The organism is Virgibacillus doumboii (genome assembly GCF_902806455.1).
GTDB lineage: Bacteria > Bacillota > Bacilli > Bacillales > Amphibacillaceae > Lentibacillus > Lentibacillus doumboii.
Genome location: NZ_CADCWQ010000001.1, coordinates 1,270,184 through 1,287,240 on the forward strand (window position 1 = coordinate 1,270,184; position 17,057 = coordinate 1,287,240).

Below are 17,057 nucleotides of genomic sequence, written 5' to 3' on the forward strand. Positions count from 1 at the left end.
TTAGTCTATTATACAGGATAACTGTTTGCATTTTTAGTGAAAAGTGAAAATTATAACCGGACTACCCAAATAAGTGCAGACCTGATCTGTTCTTTGTTGACAGAAGTTTACTATGCTGCGGAATTCGCTCAAGTTGTCACAGAATCGGCTCAAACTGGTTGAAATTGGCTCAAGTTCACATTATTTTCGCTTAAGTTCACAAATTTCTCGCTCAAGTTCACATTATTTTCGGTAAATTATATTGCATAAACATTCCGAGTGTATGTTTTAATCTTAAGAAAACAGGCAGTACTTTTCAAAAGTACTGCCTGCCATTCTTCATTAGTTATTAATTTCTATGGAGAAAGTTGCTTTGTCACTCGTTTTACCGTTTTCTTTGGCTGTAATGGTACCACTATAAGTACCTTTAGGCTTATTTATTTTGAAAATAGCCTGTTTACTTTTTGTAGACTTAGAGTTGCTATAGTTTTCACCACTAAGCGTCACCGTAAAGTTAGTAGCCGAGTTATGGTTCCATTTAACAGTTATTGTTTTACTTTTCTTGTCATATGATGTGCTAATCCCCGTCGGTGGTGTTGGCTTTTTGTCCTCATCGTTTTTCTCAGGCTTATCCGGTTCTTCCTGTTTGTCTGGCTTATCCGGTTTTGAAAAATCACCTACGACAACTTCTTTTGATGCGGAAGATTCCAGTCCGAAGTAGTCAACTGCTTTTACATGATATACAGCATTACCACCGGAAATATTGTAACTGGTTTCTGTCGTGTTACCTATCAGCTTAAATGAACCTCCCGGCTTACTTGCCCGGAAAATCCGGTAGCCGACAACATCTTTACTGCTTGAATCCTTCCAGGACAGTTTACCGTTTCCTGATAAGGAAGCAGGTGCAGCAGGCTTTTTGCCATCATCTTTTATCGTATCATTGCTAACATCAGACGGTGGCAAACTGATTTTTTCCCATTTCTCTCGATTTGTTCGTGGGAATAGTACCGAAAGATCACTAAGCTCATCATAACCTTTCCGTTCTAAAAATTCAGGATTAAACGCTATACCATCACCCTCAGTAAATTCTTCAGGTGTATTTTCTCCAGCCATGACAGATTTTCCATCTACCATTACGTAGGAGCCCTTTATAAGACTATCATCTTCTTTAGTAGGTACATATTTTGCATTAAATAGATCTGTTTTCACAAGTCCTGCTTTTTTACATAATTCAGATGGCAGCATTCCGGAAATAGCGCAATAGCTTCTCGAAACGATTCCACCAGGGCGTTCAAAGTTTTTATTCGGTGCAACAAGTTCAGGATTAATGTCTGATGCCGCATTGATCAGTTGGGCCCATAAATTCTGGGTTCGCTGGCTGTAACTCAGGGTACATGAAGGGCATTGAATACTTTTTCCTATATCGTAACCGATCCACACACCCATCGAGACTTTCGGGTTGACACCGACAAACCACGCGTCTTTGTATTCCTGGGAAGTACCAGTTTTTCCTGCCCAGTCAACTCCTCTGTATTTCAGCTGCGAATTAACATATGTTGCAGTTCCTCTATCAATAACATCCCGCATGATATCTAATGTCAGATAGGCAGTTTGCGGTGAGTATACTTGTGTTAGTTCTGTTTCATGTTCATAGATAACATTTCCGTCTTGGTCAGTGATTTTGTCAATCAGGTAAGCATCAGCATTTTGCCCCTGATTGGCAAGTGTTGAGAATACATTTACATTTTCCTCAACAGTAACCCCTGTGGTTGTTCCACCGATACCGAGTGAGAGGTTTGCATACTCATTTTTACCTATTGTTGTGATACCCGCTGGTTCGAGAAATTTTTTCACCGGATTCGAATCCCGGATTTTATCGTAAACTTTAATTGCCGGAATGTTGTAAGAATTATAGAGTGCTTTTCTTGCTGAGACAATTCCATGGTACCCGCCTGCGTAATTATGAGGTGTATAAGTACCGCTTGGTGTTGAATAACTCGTTCTAATGTCAGCTATAGGAGTTCCTGGTTGTGCGGCTCCCATTTCAAATGCCGGTGCATACGTCAGAATCGGCTTCATCGTACTACCGTTAGAACGTTCAGCTTGCATTGCATAGTTAAACTGGTTTTCCGGATTGTAATCCCGACCGCCTATAAAACTTATAATTCTACCAGTTTTATTTTCTATTAAAATACCACCTGTTTGTATTTTTTGCGTTATTTTCTTTCGTTCACCAGTCTCTTCATTCGTAACTTTCCCTGTCCAATCGGGTCCGTAATACTTATAATTTTTAACTATTTTTTTAAACGTATCGTGTGTTTTTTTATCAATAGTGGTATGAATGTTGTATCCGTTTCTTCGTAATGCACGGTCAGCCAGTATACGATATTCCTCCATCAGCTTTTCATCTTTATTCAAATCTTCCATTGAATACCCATCTTCTTTGGCAAGCTGTTTAAGAATAATATCTTTTGCACGTTCTTCAGCCATAAAGGTTAAATAAGGATATTTCTCAACGGGTGATTGTGATTCTTCGGTGAAGTCAGCTACAATATCATAGTTTAATGCCTTCTCATATTCTTTTTTCGTAATATACTCTGATTCATACATTCTGTTAAGTACCGATTTCATCCGGTTGATACCTGGCTGTAACCCTGCCTTGTCCTTTAACCCGCCATTGTTTTTAAAAGGGGTATAATAGGATGGACTTTGAGGCAGTCCGGCAAGATATGCTGCCTGTGGTAAATTTACTTTTGACGCATCAATACCGAAAATACCTTGTGCTGCTGTTTGGATACCAGCAATATTTCCCCCTGAAGCATCACGGCCATAAGGGACAATGTTTAAATATGCTTCAAGAATCTCTTCTTTTTCAAAAAAACGTTCCAGCCGCATTGCTATCAGGATTTCTTTTGCTTTACGTTCAAATGATACTTCGTTCGTCAGAATCTGATTTTTGACTAGTTGCTGGGTAAGTGTACTTCCTCCCGATTGCACAGGTGAGTTTGTAACCTGTTGGACCATTGCACGGACAATTGCTTTTGGAACTATTCCTTCATGTGTTTTGAAGTATTCGTCCTCGGTTGCAATTACAGCATTAATCAGCACATCTGAAACATTTTCCAGTTTCACTTCTTCTCTATGTATATCTGACCGTACATCACCAAAATAGTTATTCCCGGCAAAATACAGTTTTGACGTTTCTTCATAGTTGTAGATATCTTTTTCCATGCTTGCATAACTGCGTACAGGTTCATCTTTAACGAGTGACGCAAAATAGCCTGCACCCAGACCACCGGCAAAGAAGAAGCCGATTAAACCAACAACCAGGAAAAATAAAATAACATTCCAGGTAACATCATAGGTTATACGTGATGTTTTTTGGACTTTACCAGTTTCCCAGATTGATTTGGCTTTTTGCTTATATTTTTGAAACTGTTGTTTATAATCCACTATGATACCTCCTAAATTCCTTGTATCATTATAGCATAGTGGAAAGGTTTGTTGTATAAAAAATCGGATAAAATATATTGCTTTTCCATTATGAATATGGTATGAATAGATAATAATTAATAACAATAAGCAATGAATGGTCGCAGTAGTTATGCAAATCCCTATTCACAGAGAGCCGGCGGTGGCTGCAAGCCGGTATATATTTGCAGACGAATTACAATCTGGAGCTTTCTTCTTTTTTAATAAAGAAGACGGTGGTGTCATCGTTAACAACCCCAAAGTGGCATAAATTTATGCAACAAGGGTGGTACCGCGAGAACTAACTCGTCCCTTTTAATCGTTTAAGGGATGGGTTTTTTTATTTTTAAAGGGGTGGAGGCGGATGGATGACAATGAGCGGACATCTATTCCGTTATTTTCGTAAAAAGACGGGTTTTGAAGATGTTCGCGGACATCAGTTCCGCTATCTGCTGAAAATGTATGAATAAAGCTCCTTATTTGCCACATAGCGGATTAAATGTCCGTAAACAGCTCAAAATTGATGTTTTTGACTCAAATAACGGAACAAATGACCACCTGGTGTGCAGTGCATTTCCTTTCACTAAAATTTATTATAAGAGAATGGAGAGTGTCCCAATGGATATATTAAAGGATTTGGAAAAACGTAATTTGATTCACCAGACAACTGATGATGAGGGGTTAGCAAAGCATTTAAATGAAAAACAGGTAACGGTGTACTGTGGGTTTGATCCTACTGCTGACAGCTTGCACCTTGGTCATCTGGTACCAATTACCATGTTAAAAAGATTCCAGAAAGCAGGGCACCGTCCGATAGCCTTAATCGGCGGTGGAACAGGGATGATTGGTGACCCAAGCGGACGATCCACTGAACGTTCGTTAAATGAGGCTGATGTGGTACATGGATACAGCGATAAAATTAAACAACAACTCGCTGAATTACTGGATTTTGATAGTGGTTCGAACGCCGCCGTAGCCCGTAATAACCACGACTGGCTGGGCAGCATGACAGTCATTGACTTTCTTCGGGATGCAGGAAAGCATTTCGGTATTAATTACATGCTTGGTAAAGAATCTGTTTCAGCACGAATTGAACAGGGGATTTCATTTACCGAATTCAGTTACATGATTTTGCAGTCACTCGACTTTATGAAATTATATGAAGAGGAAAATTGCACATTGCAAATTGGCGGGAGTGACCAGTGGGGAAATATAACAGCAGGAATGGAATTAATCCGCCGTTCCAGAGAAGACCTGGAAGAAGAGATTGATGTGTTCGGTTTAACTGTACCTTTGATTACAAAAGCAGACGGAACAAAATTCGGGAAAACGGCTGGCGGGGCAGTATGGCTCGATCCCGAAAAAACAACACCATACGAATTTTATCAGTTTTGGATTAATACGGATGACCGGGATGTCATGAAATTTTTGTACTACTTTACGTTCCTTGAGCATGATGAACTTGATCAGCTGCAGCAGGAGATTGAAAACCATCCTGAGAACCGTGTGGCTCAAAAACGATTGGCAGAAGAGATGACGAGGGAAGTTCACGATCAGGAAGCGTTGGAACAGGCCCAGAAGATATCTGCATCATTATTTAGCGGTGATTTAAAAGATTTATCTGCCAGTGACATTGGGCAAGGGTTTAAGGACGTGCCGACATATGAGACATCTGAACCAGAAACAGGACTAGTTGATTTATTGGTAAACGCATCGATTTCATCTTCCAAACGACAGGCAAGGGAAGATATTAAGAACGGTGCAATCTATATAAATGGCGAGCGTCAACAGGACCTGCAATATCTGGTGAATGGGGAAGACCGGATTGAGGATAAGTTCACGATTATCAGACGCGGGAAGAAAAAATACTATTTGATCAGCTACAAGAACTAAATGTAATGGAGCCATTATTTGTTAGATAATGGCTCCATTCATATTAATTCACTTCAATCGAAAATTCTTCATCATTAATTGTCAACTCGATAACTCCTGATTCCTCAAAGGTATAGGGTTCAAGCTGATAGATTTCTTTGATGCCATATTCATCTTTCAAATTTTTGGATATACCATCTACAGGAGATACGGTTGGAGTCCATGTCTCTTCTTTTGCGGATGGATATTCTATCGTAATGCTGGTATTGCCGGAAAGATTCAGATTTGCCCAGGATACTAAATAAACGGTATTTTCCTCGCCTTTCGTGACCAGACCATCTGCATAATAGCCGATTTCGCCAATGTCTCCAAATACCGTGTGATTGCTACCGTCCACCTGGATATCGAGGTATGGCGGCTGATAAGTCAATTCATAATAAATACCATATCCTATGCACAAAACAGCAGCGGTGGAAAGACCGATGATGAATTTTGGAAAAGTACCTTTCTTAAAGCCACCCATAAACTCTGAAAAGGGAGCAAATTTGTCAATTACCAGCAGTAGTACAGTAACCACTGCGATGCCAATGCCGATTGCAATATACATGTTTTAAATCTCTCCTTACCCAATATAACCCGCTTTTTTCCATTATATTAAATATACGGGTGAAAGGCATAAGAAGTTTCATAATTATCAAAATTATCATTATGTATCTTAAATAAAACAAAAAACACTCAAATCCTTTATAATATCAAGGATTTGAGTGTTTGCATTCTTTGAATACTTAATTTTAACGTGAGTAGTACTCAACGATAAGCGCTTCATTAATTTCAGCTGGAAGTTCAGAACGTTCCGGATAGCGTGAATAGCTTCCTTCCATTTTGTCTTCATCAAATGTAAGGTACTCCGGTACGAAGTTGTTTACTTCGATAGCTTCCTTCACGATGTCAAGGTTTTGTGATCTTTCACGAAGACCAACAACCTGACCTGGCTTCAAACGGTAAGATGGAATGTCAACGCGTTTGCCGTCAACAGTTACATGACCATGGTTTACCAACTGACGGGATTGTCTGCGGGTACGTGCAAGTCCCAGGCGATAAACAAGGTTATCCAGGCGGGATTCAAGCAAGATCATGAAGTTTTCACCATGAATACCTTTCATTTTACCTGCTTCATCAAACATGCTGCGGAATTGACGCTCGTTCAATCCGTACATGAAGCGAAGTTTTTGTTTCTCCTGTTGTTGTAAACCGTATTCGGACATTTTCTTCCGTTGGTTTGGCCCATGTTGTCCAGGAGCGTAAGGGCGTTTATCAAGTTCTTTACCTGTTCCGGTTAATGAAATGCCGAGACGACGTGACTTTTTCCATACTGGTCCAGTATATCGTGCCATTAGACATTTCCTCCTTTTATTTTATTTGCATAAAATAAGACAGTGTGTTCCAACTCGCTATGCATTTTGCTTTCATGTACCATCGCTCCAGCAGCCGAGAGTTACGCGATACACCTCAAGTAGTTGAGGAACAAAATGACAGTAACGCAGGTTCACGTAAGCTACCTTTTTATTTTACACAAAGAATAGTATATAAGTTATAGACAAGGAAGTCAACAATATCAAGCAATTTTTAATGATTATATAAGTCATTAAAGTTTTTTTCAATAAATTCTATAGGAAATTGTCATTTGTTCCGATATAATAAGTAGAAAGTACTATATGATAGGTGATATATATGATATCTCAAGAAACACTGCAGGAGAAAATCAGAAGCACATATTTTGAACTTATTTCTGATATAGAACATGAATCATATAGTAAACTGCTTTCCAAAGCTGTTAAACAGTTGACAGTTTTATTAAATATGACTCATTCAGCCGTTTACATATATAATAATTGGAATAAAACATATGAAATCAAAACGGACTTTCAGGAAAATGGCCCGTTAAAACAATCAGTAGCTTATTTCTATGAAGACAATATGGACCAGCATGTAATGGATGGTTCATTTGTTTTTAAAGAGAAAGACAAGCCTCTTAATTCTATCGTTATTCCGCTATTAGCAAACGATGAATCACCGGGCTTTCTGTTTTTCACCAGTCCGGAAAACACAGCAACTCCATCAGATCATGTTATTGATCTGCTTAAAATGGAAACAGAGCGGCTTCTCAAGTTGTTTAACTATTATATTTCCAGTCAGCACAGTGAGGAAAGGAATAAGTTCCTGTTTGATTTGTCATCCCGTTTGAATGCTTCAAGTGATAAACAGGATATACTGACAAAAATCGTTCAGGGATTAGAAAAACTGTATCCATCTTTCTCATATTATCTGTTGTTATCTCAGGATTATGATGCGGATAGTTCATTGCCTGTTAAAGCTATCGAATACAGTGATGATGCAACAAAAAGGGTCAGTACGCAGGCGTTTCTTTCGGGCGAGGTGCAGCTGGAAAATCGGCTGACGGACAAAAATACGGCACTATATGCACCATTAAGAGGGAAACAGGCTGTTTACGGGGTATTACAGCTCATTACACCATGCACAATTGGTTTTCCAGATGAAGAAATTGATTTCATCTCGCAATTTGCCAATACTGCTGGTGCCGCAATTGAAAATATTACCCTTTATCAGCATTCAAGAAATCTTATTTCTGATTTGAAACTAATTAATGATGCGACACATAAACTTAATTCTAATTTAAAGCTTTCCGAAATTATAGCTATATTAAAAAAACAAATTATAAATGCCTGCCCAGCTTCACAGGTCGGATTTCTTTATGTTCAGGATGAACCGGGGGGTCAATTTGATTTTTTAACAGGAAGTACGAATTATTTTGCAACAAACGAAGGTAAACTGTTTGCGGAATACATACTTAAGGAGATAGAGGAAAATGGTGAACCGATATTCTCGGGTAATTTTAAAAGGGATAAATTTCGGATTCCCTACGGCTCTGTAATGATCATTCCGATGATACAATCCGGAATGATACACGGGGCGGTAATTATTATGGAAGAGGAAAAGTATTCTTTTTCCTTTGAAAACTTTAAGTTGATGCAATCGCTTATTCAGCATTCAACATTAGCACTGACAAACTCGATCTTAAGGGGTAAATTGGAGAAAGCAGTAATTACCGATTACCTTACAAACTTATATTCAAGGAACCACCTTGATGAATCATTAAAGGACCATATGGCAACAGATGAGAAAGGAGCATTAATTCTGTTTGATATTGATGATTTCAAAAAGATTAATGACACGTATGGCCATTATATAGGTGATGAAGTAATTGTCCAGGTGGCAGATATTATTCGAACACAATTAGGTGAAGAGGACATCCCTGCAAGATGGGGAGGAGAAGAACTGGCAATTTACCTGCCTAATGCAAGTATTGATGATGGGGTAACGATGGCCGGTCAGATCCGCAAACAGGTTGAAAACTTTACGGAGCCGAAGATTACATTATCGAGTGGGGTAGCTTCATGGGTTGATAAAACGAAGGATTCGGTAAGTGAAGTATTCATACGTGCAGATAAGGCATTGTACGAAGCAAAAAATATGGGTAAGAACTGTGTAGTTAAAGCAAAAGAACTAAAAAAATATCCTGAATTGTAAAATGTGGCTGGGGTTGATCCCAGCCGCATCTGTTCAGTTGATATAATTCTGCAGTATTTCAGCAAACTTTTCCAAATATATCTGATCTGTTTCGTCAAAGCGGTTTGTAATCGGACTATCGATATCAAGTACACCATAGATTTCATCATTTATAATCAATGGTACAACAATTTCTGACCTGCTTGCACTGTCACACGCAATGTGTCCCGGAAATGCGAAAACATCTTCCACCCTTTGCGTTTTCCGTTCCTTAATTGCAGTACCGCAAACGCCTTTGCCATATCCGATACGGATGCACGCGGGCAGACCCTGAAATGGCCCGAGTACAAGCTCATCTTCTCTCCAAATATAAAACCCGACCCAGTTTACTTCCCCAAGAAATTGGTTTAATAATGCTGAAGCGTTCGATAAAATGGCAATATCATCCTGCTCGCCTTCAGACAGAGCAGACAATTGTTTCAATAACAGTTGATAGTCTTTTACCTTATCACCGGAGTATGTTGCGGTTTGAAACATATTCATTTTCCTTTCGATTATGCATATTTCGACAAAGACCAGAGATAATTGTCGAGAGAAAATTGAAGGATTCATTCTCACTTTGTCGTAAAAGAGATGTAAGGGGTTGATTACTGATGAAAAAAAATCCAACAAAACAAAAAGTAATAGATGCAGCATCTTCATTATTTTTTCAAAATGGTTTCCATGGCACGTCTGTACGGGATATAGCTGATAAAGCCACGGTAAACGTCTCGTTAATCAGTTATTATTTCAAAAGCAAACAAGGACTTCTGGAACATGCTGTCACACAGTATTATGAAGCATATTTGAAAACGATGGAAGAGTCATTGCTTGTAAATGAAACCGTATCCCCACTGGAACGACTGAAAAAAATGATTGAAGCTATTATACAGTACAAGCAGGATAATCATCAATTTTCATGTTTCATTCACCGGGAACTTTCACTCGATTCTGTATTCGTTCGGGAGATGACTGTTACATATCTTGCAAAAGAAAATTATTTTATAAGTAATGCTTTCAAAGCCATTCTTCCGGAACAGAAAAAGCAAAATCCGGACAGTCAATTTTTGTTAATGCAATTGAAAGGAATGTTAATGACACCCTATATGTTGCAGAACGAATGGAAAAATCAGGTAATCGGGGAACACTCACACAATCAGTTTGTGAAAAATTATGTCAGAACAATTGATAGTTGGCTTGATTTTGTAGTTCAGCAAACTAACTGATTATAATTCAGCAGAACCAAAAAATGGCAAGTAAAAACCGCCATTTTTATTTTTTTGAGCAAAAAAGTTGTCAAATCCTTAATTTATTTGAATTTTTTTAGCCAAAAATGCCAATTACATGGTATCATATGTATAATAATGACATATTTATAATCTCTTTGAAACGTTCTGATTTTTTATACCTGTTTTTCAGGAGATTTCAGCGAACAATCATCCTCTTATTCAGGAATACATTTAGGAGGCATTTTATGGCATATATCATTGGAACTATTCTGGTAATCATAACACTAATAATAATTGGACTCATTATGCGTAAACGGGTATACGATGTGGTTGACCGTCTTGAGGCATGGAAAATGGATATTATGAATCGTAATATCGCATCACAGATCGGCCGGATCAAACAATTGAACTTATCAGGTGAAACACAGGTTAAATTTGAAAAGTGGAAAGATCGCTGGGAGTACATCGTAACCAAAGAGCTGCCAGATATTGAAGAGTACCTGTTCGATGCTGAAGAAGCTGCAGACCGATATCGTTTTCCTACTGCTAAAAAAACATTGCGCAATGTTGATCAAACCATGCAAAAAATTGAAAAAGATATCGAGAGTATGCTTGATGAGCTGGATGAACTGATGGAATCCGAAGAATCGAGCCGAAAAGAGATTGAACAAATTCAGCCTGGCATCAAGGCTTTACGCAAACAGCTTTCACAAAACCGCTATCAGTACGGAAAAGCAGAAGTTCGTTTTGAAGTGGAAATCGATGAGCTTGATGAACAACTTGACCAGTATCATGACCTTGTTGATTCCGGTGAATACTCTGAAGCGCAGCAGCTGGTTGAAGAGCTGAAATATAAATTGGGCGTACTTGAAACGGAGATTGATGTATTTCCGGAAACTTATAAAGCTTGTAAGGACGAATTGCCGGCTCAGCTTGATGAACTGTTTAAAGGCCTCAAGGGTATGAAAGAAGATGGCTACCGGATTGAACATCTTGGCTTCGAAAAAGAAGTACATAATTATCAGCGCCGCCTGTTGGATTGTGTTAATTCGCTCGAAAAAGGTGACGCTTCTGAAGCGAAAGTGATCATTACCGAGATAGAGGACCGGATTGCAGAAATGTATCAGCTGCTTGAAAAGGAAGCAATCGCAAAAAATTACGTCGAAACGAAGATACCGAGTTATCAGGATGCATTGGACAGTCTGGAAGGTGAATTCCATACCACGAAAGAAGAAGTGGAAGAACTCAAGAAAACGTACCACTTTGAAGATAGTGATATGGAAAAATACCTGTCACTGGACAAAGCAATTATGCAGTTGCGAAACCAGCTGAAAGAGATCTCAACCGGAATGGAGGATGAAAAAAGGTCGCATTCTGATTTGCGGGCTGAATTGGAAAGTGGATTTGATCAAGCTGAAGAACTGCAGCAAAAGCATGATGAATTTAAAAAACGTATCCAAAATTTACGAAAAGATGAACTGGAAGCAAAAGAAAAACTTTCCGAAATGAGGAACGAACTATACCACTGCAATCGAAGACTTAACAAAAGTAATATCCCGGGAGTTCCCAGTTTTATCTGGAATATAATGGAAGAAGCTGCCGAAAAAAACAGTCGAGTAATAACCGTACTGGAGAAACAGCCATTGGATATCTCGGAGGTTCAACATGCACTATCAGAAGCTAAGGTAGCTGTTGATCATGTAACGGAACAGACGGAGGTAATGCTGGACCAGGCATATCTCACCGAGCAAGTTATTCAATACGCAAACCGTTACCGCAGTCAATATCCGGTACTTGCAGCCAAATTATCTGAATCGGAGCGATTATTCCGTTCATACGAATATGACCTTGCGTTAGAACAGGCTGCCAAAGCAATCGAAGAAATTGAACCTGGAGCATTAAAACGTATCGAAGAATATCAGAAGGCTGCGAATTAAGATGGAATCAGTTAACAAACGAATATTGCTGCTTTTGGGTATTTGCGTGATGAGTATTTGGACTGCTGTCATAGTTGTTTTTTTAACAGCCGGCAATGAGCAGGTTATTTTGGACAAACATGTTGAATCGCAAAATGGAGTAAAGGTAAAAAATGAAATAACATTCGACAAACAGACTAGTAAGACTGATAAAGTATATGCCATGCATACGAAAAAGCAATCAACATCAATGAAACTTGATAGCATTATGGTCACCAACGAAAGCGATAAAGTTTCCATTGATGTTCTGCTGGAAATGTTAGATGTGAAAGAGGAATAATTGTAAAGGCTGCCTAGGATATAAACATCATATCTTTTTCTTTTAACAAAAAATAGCCAGAATTCCCCTTCAAAATCTATCGGATTTAGTGGGGGATGAATGGCTTTTATTATTTGCTGAAAATAATAAACAGAACTTTACAAATAATAAAAAATAGTGTAAACTCAAAATACAAACACACGTTCGAAAATGAGGGGCGACTGATGATACTAAACTACAAGTATGAAATATACCCAACTGAAAAGCAAGTGGAACTATTAGATAGTTGGATATCCATCTGTCGCCAGCAGTACAATGCTGCTCTTTTGGATAAACAACGGTATTATAAGAAACATAAAAAAGGGTTGTCACGTTACAACTTGCAAAAACAACAAGTAAAAGATAAAAAGAAACTTGCTGTATTGAAAAATGTGCCATCCCAACCGCTACAAGAGGTGTTTTTTCGACTGGAAAAAGCGTTTGATAAATTTTTCAAAGAAGACGCGAAATACCCGAAGCAAAAGAAATATAAAGATTATAGCTCCATTACCTTTACACAATTTGGTGTTGGTACACAAAAAGTGAATAACAAGAAGACTGGCAAGATGAGGATTCAACCCGTTCGTTTTGCTGCTTCGTTTGATAATAATGGGCATTTACGCGTTTCTAAGCTAGGCTCGATTAACATTAATCTTCACCGGAAATTGGGTGGACCAGTTAAACAAGACGTTATCAAACGCCAAGGGGGTCGTTGGTTTGCGATTTTTAGTGTTGAAAAACACGTAAATCAAACGGCTATCGATGGTGGATATAGTACAACAGGGATAGATGTTGGCATCAAAAAATTTGCCGTCCTACCTGATGGAACAGAAATTAAAAATCCAAAATTCCTGCGTAAAGAAGAAAAGAAACTAAAACGTATGCAACGGAAATTATCACGGAGAGAAAAAGGCTCAGAAAACTGGAAGAAGCAACTGGAAAGGGTGCAAAAAATCCATACAAAAGTGGCTAATCAGCGTAGGGATTTTCACCACAAGCAAAGCTTTCGTGTTTCGAACGATTACAGCATGGTTTTCGTGGAAGACTTAAGAATCAAAAACATGGTCAAAAACCGCAATTTAGCAAAATCCATACACGACGCCGGATGGGGAAATTTTCGTAATATGTTAGTTTATAAATGTGAACGAAATGGCGGTTTATTAGTTAAAGTAAAACCTCATTACACAAGTCAAAACTGTTCTGGTTGTGGTAAGAAAGTGAAAAAGTCACTTTCCGTTCGCACGCATGTCTGCAAGGATTGCGGAACCATACTTGACCGTGACCATAATGCCGCACTTAATATTGAAAAAGTCGGGCTGGATCAAATGGGTCTGAGCCCAACTGCATAAACTAGATATAAACTGTAGGTCGAGGTCCCGCCAGAACAGTATAATTAACGCCTCTGGAGATTGTGTAAGACTCGGTTCACAACGAACAAAGCAACGATCGCTGAAGGAGGAAAATCCTATAAATCATTTGTATTTTGGGATGCTCCATCAAATTGCAACGTGATTAGTTGGAGAGGTACACGTCAGCCTTGATTGTTTTAGTACGCATTAATTTTCAAGGAGTTAATAACATGATTTATTTAGATAACAGTGCTACAACAAAGCCGGATCCATCTGTTCTAAAAAGTTTTCAACAGGTATCCGAGAATTTTTTTGCCAATCCATCAAGCATCCATCAGCTTGGCGGAGATACAGAAAAACTTTTGCTTAAATCGAAAGAACAAGCAGCTCAGCTTTTGAATGTACAAAATGATGAGATTATATTCACTTCTGGAGGAACGGAGGGGAACAATCTCGCGATAAAAGGAATTGCCCTGGAACATCAGGGACGCGGAAAACACATTATCACTACAGAAATTGAACATCCTTCTGTTTTTGAAGCATGCCGCAGTCTGGAAAAACTGGGGTTTACTGTAACTTATTTACCAGTGGACGAAAATGGTGTAGTATCAATAGAGGATTTAAAACAATCAATCCGCTACGATACTATTCTAATCAGCATCATGCATGTAAATAATGAACTTGGATCAATCCAGCCGATTAAGGAAATTGGAGAAATCGCCAAACAGTATCCAAAATTATTTTTCCATGTCGATAATGTACAGGGCGTGGGGAAGGTTCCACTGAAACTCGCTGACAGTGGAATTGACCTATGCACTATTTCCGGTCACAAACTCCATGGACTGAAGGGAACAGGAATTTTATATGTGAACAAAAAAACGGTATTGTTTCCATTGTTACACGGAGGTAATCAGGAACGTGCCCTAAGGTCAGGTACGGAAAACCTTGCAGGCGCAGTGGCAATGGTAAAAGCACTTCGACTAATTATGGAGCGGCAAGAAACTGAAATGGAGCACATGTATGAGTTGAAAAAGCTTCTCCACAGTAAACTTACTGAAATGGATGGTGTGCAGATTAATACCCCTCAAGATGGTGCACCACACATAATGAATATTTCAGTACCTGGTTTGAAGCCGGAAGTAATTATTCATATGCTTGGCGAGCAGCAGATATTTATTTCAACAAAATCTGCCTGTTCATCAAAACTAACCGATGAAAGTAAGATATTGGCAGCGTGCGGGTATGACCAGAGTCGTACCACCTCTGCACTTCGAATCAGTATGTCCTATGACACAACTGAAGAGGAAATAAATACGTTTTTGCATGCATTGGAAGCATCAATAAATCAATTAAAAGCAGTAATGGAGTAGATAATTATGCAATATGATCATATTTTAATCCGCTATGGTGAGATGGCACTTAAAGGAAAAAACAGAAAAAAATTTATCGTTCAGCTGCAAAATAATATTCGCCATAAGTTAAAAGAATATCCTGAGGTAAAAGTAAAACGGACGCAGGGGAGAATGTTCGTTTTACTGAATGGACATGAACCAGATCCGATAATTACAAAATGTCAGGAAATCTTTGGAATCCAAAGTCTTAGCCTGGCAGTAAAAGTTCAAAATGAAGAAGAAAAAATCAAAGAGGCAGCATTATGGGCACTGGAAAACAGTGAAAATGTCCATACATTTAAAGTGTCAGTGAAGCGGATTGATAAAAGTTTTCCTATTCGTTCACAAGATATGAACCAGGTGCTTGGCGGGCATTTATTGTCAAATACTGCGGGGTATGCGGTAAATGTTCATGAGCCGGGTTTGGAAATAAAAGTGGAAATCAGAACAGAGGCAACGTATATAACATCCAATGTTATACCAGGGCTAGGCGGATTGCCGGTAGGAACATCCGGGAAGACATTGCTGTTGCTATCCGGCGGAATTGATAGTCCTGTCTCCGGGTTCCTTGCAATGAAGCGGGGTGTGCAGATTGAGGCAATTCATTTTCATTCCCCGCCATTTACAAGTGAACGTTCCAAGCAAAAAGTAATGGATTTAGCTAAGAAACTGACAAATTACGGGAGTTCCATTAAAGTGCATGTTGTTCCGTTTACAAAATTGCAACAGCATATTTTCAGGGAAATGCCAGACGGCTATGCAATGACAATTATGCGTCGGATGATGCTGCGTATCAGTGAACAGGTATGTAAAAATGAATCCATATTATCAATGACTACAGGTGAAAGTCTTGGTCAGGTGGCCAGCCAGACAATGGAGAGTATGAATGTGATCAATGAAGTTACCAATTATCCGGTGATCCGTCCTTTGGTTGCGATGGATAAGGATGATATTATTCGAATTTCGAGAAACATTGATACGTATGATATTTCTATCCGTCCATACGAAGATTGCTGTGCGATTTTTGTTCCGAAATCTCCAAAGACAAAACCGACAAGAGAAAAGGTAAATATGTTCGAATCACAACAAGATTTCACCGAGCTGCTTGAAGAAACAATCAATGGCATTGAAACCGTGAAATTAACTGGTGAATCAGATGTGGAAAAGGAATTTGAGGATTTGCTGTAAAAAGGGCCGCCAGCAACTGCTTTGTTGTTCAACTTCTGCAAGATTGAAATGAGTCTTGAAAGAATGGAGAAGTATAGAATAGACTATTTGAGTTACTTTGGATTAAAGGTTCATTGGTTTTCATCATATTTGATATAAAATGCGCAGTAACTTTCGGAATGTACATTTCATGCTGTTCGGTACTACTGGGGGTGGCGGATGATTTCAATCCACGCTCAGGTAATCTCACGAGGCGGACATATTTTCCGTTATTAGCGTCATAAAGAGTGTTTTTATGATATTCACGGACATTTGTTCCGTTATTGGTCATAAAAGCGTTGATTTGCTGCAAATTTAACCGGATAACGGAAAATATGTCCGCGAACCCTGCTGAAAAAGTGATTTTGGGTGGATTAGCGGAAAATATGTCCGCTTCCATTATCTAATGATAACAATAACCTGTTTTCCATCCCCAGCGAAGTGTATTTCCGCAGCGGCGGACCAAGAACCATATAAAGTTACGTCGCATTTTATGTCTTTTGTGCAAAAAAACAACCTTTTGGAAATGTGTATTAAGTTTCAAGGCAACAATAGAAGTATTCCATTACCACAGGTAACTGTTTGAGCTAATATTCGTGGGAAAGTTGAGTTATTAACAAGACTTACCAGTTTAAAAATCCTCTTTGCTACAAACTCTA

12 protein-coding genes and 1 other annotated feature are annotated in these 17,057 nt (G+C 38.8%); of the genes, 8 read left to right on the plus strand and 4 right to left on the minus strand.

All coding sequences use genetic code 11. The annotated features are described in order from the left end of the window. Positions 1-321: 321 nt before the first annotated feature. Positions 322-3,432 (minus strand): transglycosylase domain-containing protein, encoded by a 3,111-nt coding sequence (locus G6R02_RS06075; RefSeq protein WP_164668344.1) that lies wholly within the window; start codon positions 3,430-3,432, stop codon positions 322-324. Between the two features lie 123 nt (positions 3,433-3,555). Then, positions 3,556-3,767, plus strand: a binding site (T-box leader). Positions 3,768-4,068: 301 nt separating this feature from the next. Here G6R02_RS06075 and tyrS point away from each other — a divergent pair. Beyond that, positions 4,069-5,343, plus strand: coding sequence for a tyrosine--tRNA ligase (gene tyrS / locus G6R02_RS06080; RefSeq protein ID WP_164668345.1), 1,275 nt, complete (start codon positions 4,069-4,071; stop codon positions 5,341-5,343). Between the two features lie 43 nt (positions 5,344-5,386). Here tyrS and G6R02_RS06085 read toward each other — a convergent pair whose 3' ends face one another. Continuing rightward, a complete protein-coding gene (locus G6R02_RS06085) occupies positions 5,387-5,929 on the minus strand; it encodes a hypothetical protein (protein WP_164668346.1) in 543 nt (180 codons plus the stop codon). Positions 5,930-6,113: 184 nt separating this feature from the next. After that, positions 6,114-6,716 (minus strand): 30S ribosomal protein S4, encoded by a 603-nt coding sequence (gene rpsD, locus G6R02_RS06090; RefSeq protein WP_164668347.1) that lies wholly within the window; start codon positions 6,714-6,716, stop codon positions 6,114-6,116. 337 nt (positions 6,717-7,053) lie between these two features. On the opposite strand from rpsD, the gene G6R02_RS06095 reads away from it, so the two are divergent. Next, entirely contained in the window at positions 7,054-8,931 is a 1,878-nt protein-coding gene (locus G6R02_RS06095) for a sensor domain-containing diguanylate cyclase (RefSeq protein WP_164668348.1), read from the plus strand. Positions 8,932-8,964: 33 nt separating this feature from the next. Here the strand turns inward: G6R02_RS06095 and G6R02_RS06100 are convergent, their stop codons facing one another. Next, positions 8,965-9,447 carry a GAF domain-containing protein gene (locus tag G6R02_RS06100; protein WP_164668349.1) on the minus strand — a complete coding sequence of 161 codons (483 nt, stop codon included), beginning with the start codon at positions 9,445-9,447 and terminating at the stop codon, positions 8,965-8,967. A 116-nt stretch (positions 9,448-9,563) separates the two neighbouring features. Here G6R02_RS06100 and refZ point away from each other — a divergent pair, with 116 nt between their 5' ends. From refZ to thiI, 6 genes are all read left to right on the plus strand, one after another. Beyond that, positions 9,564-10,175: a forespore capture DNA-binding protein RefZ gene (refZ, locus tag G6R02_RS06105; RefSeq protein ID WP_164668350.1), complete on the plus strand. Its 612-nt coding sequence runs from the start codon at positions 9,564-9,566 to the stop codon at positions 10,173-10,175. A 248-nt stretch (positions 10,176-10,423) separates the two neighbouring features. After that, positions 10,424-12,115 (plus strand): septation ring formation regulator EzrA, encoded by a 1,692-nt coding sequence (ezrA, locus tag G6R02_RS06110; protein WP_164668351.1) that lies wholly within the window; start codon positions 10,424-10,426, stop codon positions 12,113-12,115. Between the two features lies 1 nt (position 12,116). Further along, positions 12,117-12,434 carry a hypothetical protein gene (locus G6R02_RS06115; protein WP_164668352.1) on the plus strand — a complete coding sequence of 106 codons (318 nt, stop codon included), beginning with the start codon at positions 12,117-12,119 and terminating at the stop codon, positions 12,432-12,434. 203 nt (positions 12,435-12,637) lie between these two features. After that, a complete protein-coding gene (locus G6R02_RS06120; RefSeq protein ID WP_164670333.1) occupies positions 12,638-13,801 on the plus strand; it encodes an RNA-guided endonuclease InsQ/TnpB family protein in 1,164 nt (387 codons plus the stop codon). 230 nt (positions 13,802-14,031) lie between these two features. Further along, a complete protein-coding gene (locus G6R02_RS06125; RefSeq protein WP_164668353.1) occupies positions 14,032-15,171 on the plus strand; it encodes a cysteine desulfurase family protein in 1,140 nt (379 codons plus the stop codon). Positions 15,172-15,177: 6 nt separating this feature from the next. Further along, positions 15,178-16,380: a tRNA uracil 4-sulfurtransferase ThiI gene (thiI, locus tag G6R02_RS06130; protein ID WP_164668354.1), complete on the plus strand. Its 1,203-nt coding sequence runs from the start codon at positions 15,178-15,180 to the stop codon at positions 16,378-16,380. The last annotated feature ends 677 nt before the right edge of the window (positions 16,381-17,057 follow it).

Bases quoted from the DNA above. Each gene is read 5' to 3' on its own strand.
- tyrS (WP_164668345.1), top strand. From the start codon at position 4,069: ATGGATATATTAAAGGATTTGGAAAAACGTAATTTGATTCACCAGACA.
- G6R02_RS06085 (WP_164668346.1), bottom strand. From the start codon at position 5,929: ATGTATATTGCAATCGGCATTGGCATCGCAGTGGTTACTGTACTACTG.
- rpsD (WP_164668347.1), bottom strand. From the start codon at position 6,716: ATGGCACGATATACTGGACCAGTATGGAAAAAGTCACGTCGTCTCGGC.
- G6R02_RS06095 (WP_164668348.1), top strand. From the start codon at position 7,054: ATGATATCTCAAGAAACACTGCAGGAGAAAATCAGAAGCACATATTTT.
- G6R02_RS06100 (WP_164668349.1), bottom strand. From the start codon at position 9,447: ATGTTTCAAACCGCAACATACTCCGGTGATAAGGTAAAAGACTATCAA.
- refZ (WP_164668350.1), top strand. From the start codon at position 9,564: ATGAAAAAAAATCCAACAAAACAAAAAGTAATAGATGCAGCATCTTCA.
- ezrA (WP_164668351.1), top strand. From the start codon at position 10,424: ATGGCATATATCATTGGAACTATTCTGGTAATCATAACACTAATAATA.
- G6R02_RS06115 (WP_164668352.1), top strand. From the start codon at position 12,117: ATGGAATCAGTTAACAAACGAATATTGCTGCTTTTGGGTATTTGCGTG.
- G6R02_RS06120 (WP_164670333.1), top strand. From the start codon at position 12,638: ATGATACTAAACTACAAGTATGAAATATACCCAACTGAAAAGCAAGTG.
- G6R02_RS06125 (WP_164668353.1), top strand. From the start codon at position 14,032: ATGATTTATTTAGATAACAGTGCTACAACAAAGCCGGATCCATCTGTT.
- thiI (WP_164668354.1), top strand. From the start codon at position 15,178: ATGCAATATGATCATATTTTAATCCGCTATGGTGAGATGGCACTTAAA.